This window comes from Roseburia porci (assembly GCF_009695765.1).
Classification (GTDB): Bacteria; Bacillota; Clostridia; order Lachnospirales; family Lachnospiraceae; genus Roseburia; species Roseburia porci.
In genome coordinates, this window is record NZ_VUNI01000051.1 from 1 (window position 1) to 1,839 (window position 1,839).

At 47.4% G+C, this 1,839-nt stretch carries 1 protein-coding gene; it reads left to right on the forward strand.

All coding sequences use genetic code 11. The annotated features are described in order from the left end of the window. The first annotated feature begins 77 nt into the window (after nt 1-77). Nucleotides 78-1,657 (forward strand): IS3 family transposase gene (locus FYJ75_RS14210; RefSeq protein WP_408638943.1). Its coding sequence is split into 2 segments (ribosomal slippage): nt 78-540 and nt 540-1,657, totalling 1,581 coding nucleotides; the frame shifts between segments, so codons are not numbered across the junction. The last annotated feature ends 182 nt before the right edge of the window (nt 1,658-1,839 follow it).

A 1,839-nucleotide genomic window follows, 5' to 3' on the forward strand; every position in this document is an offset into this window, starting at 1 on the left:
GTGTGTTAGAATAGTTGTCAGTGAAAGAAAAAAGTTTTTGTGGTAGTATATAACTATCACAGGAAGGAGCTTTCACTATGAACTACAGTCAAGAACTTAAGGAAGCCTTGCTAAGAAGAATGCTTCCACCCAACAATGAGTCAATCACCAAGATATCCAAAGAAGAAGGCATCTCTGAGCAGACGCTCCGCAACTGGAGAGACAAAGCCAGAAAAGAAGGCTATGCAGCCCCGGGTACTAATGCATCGCCGGATGACTGGAGCACACAGGATAAATTCCTCGTTGTTGTTGAAACTGCAAGCATGAATGAAACAGAGCTCGCAGAGTATGCACGTAAAAAGGGGCTTTACGTTGAGCAGATCAAAGCATGGAAGGATGCCTGCCTGAACGCAAATGGCGGCGTTGCCAAAGAGGCTGCCCGCCTTAACCGGGAACTTAAGGATTCCGAGAAGGAACGCAAAAAACTCGAAAAAGAATTACAGCGGAAAGAAAAAGCACTCGCGGAAGCGGCTGCACTACTTGTGCTGTCAAAAAAAGCAAATGCGATCTGGGGGGATCCAGAGGACGAATGATTAGCGCCTCAGACCGCGAGAATGCCGTACAGCTAATCGAGGAAGCAATGCAAGCCGGGGCTTCCTGCAGGAAATCCTGTGAGAGGCTTGGAATCACAGAACGGACTTTTTATCGTTGGAAAAACCGAAAAAGTCATACGGATTCCTATGAAGATGGTCGCCCGACCGCGATTCATCCGGAACCGGTCAACAAGGTGCCACAGGAAATGCGGCAGAAGATTATAGAAACCTGCAACTCTCTGGAGTATGCGAGCATGCCCCCATGTGAGATTGTTCCTGCCCTTGCAGACAAAGGCATTTACATCGCATCAGAATCCACGTTCTACCGCGTCCTGCGGGAAGAAAAAATGCTCAACCACAGAGGAAGAAGCGAAGCTCCTAAACGAAATCGTCCGGCCACTTACAGTGCAACAGCTCCAAATCAGGTGTATATGTGGGACATTACCTATCTGAACGGACCACACAAAGGAATGTTTTATTACCTGTATCTTTTCTCAGACCTCTATGACCGGAGTATCGTCGGATGGGAGGTCTATAAAGAAGAAAGTGCTGAACTGGCCAGCGATCTTATAAAACGGATTACACTGAAACAGGGAAGGCTTACCACACAGCCCCTTGTACTGCATTCGGATAACGGTTCACCAATGAAAGGTGCAACGATGCTGGCTACACTGTATCAGCTCGGAATCACACCATCCAATAGCAGACCTCGCGTCAGCAATGATAATCCATATGCTGAAAGTCTGTTCAAGACGCTTAAGTACCGCCCAAACTATCAGCCGAAAGGATTTGCCACGCTGGAAGAAGCCCGCTGCTGGGTAAGCCAGTTTGTGAAATGGTACAACCATGACCATCATCATAGCGGGTTGAAATTCCTGACGCCTTATCAAAGGCGTAGCGGCACATCGGAACAGATCCTCGAAAACCGGCATGCAGTGTATGAAGCAGCCAAGGCTGCCCATCCAGAACGGTGGAATGGGCGCGCAACACGCGACTGGACACTTCCGAGCACGGTGTATCTCAATCCGGAAAAGGAACTTGAGGAAACAAAAATAACTGAGGAATCGGAAGCTGCGGCTTCATAACTTCTTATTCATTCAGCTTAATTAATCAGGACTTCGTGCCTGAGCTAAATGTCAATGGATGAATTGCATCAGCGAAGCTGCTTGTCATTGACATTTAGCTTAGGTGCGAAGTAACATCTGACAGCCTGAATGATTGCAACAAAAAGTTAAAGTTTTACTGACAACTAGCTTGACAATGAGCG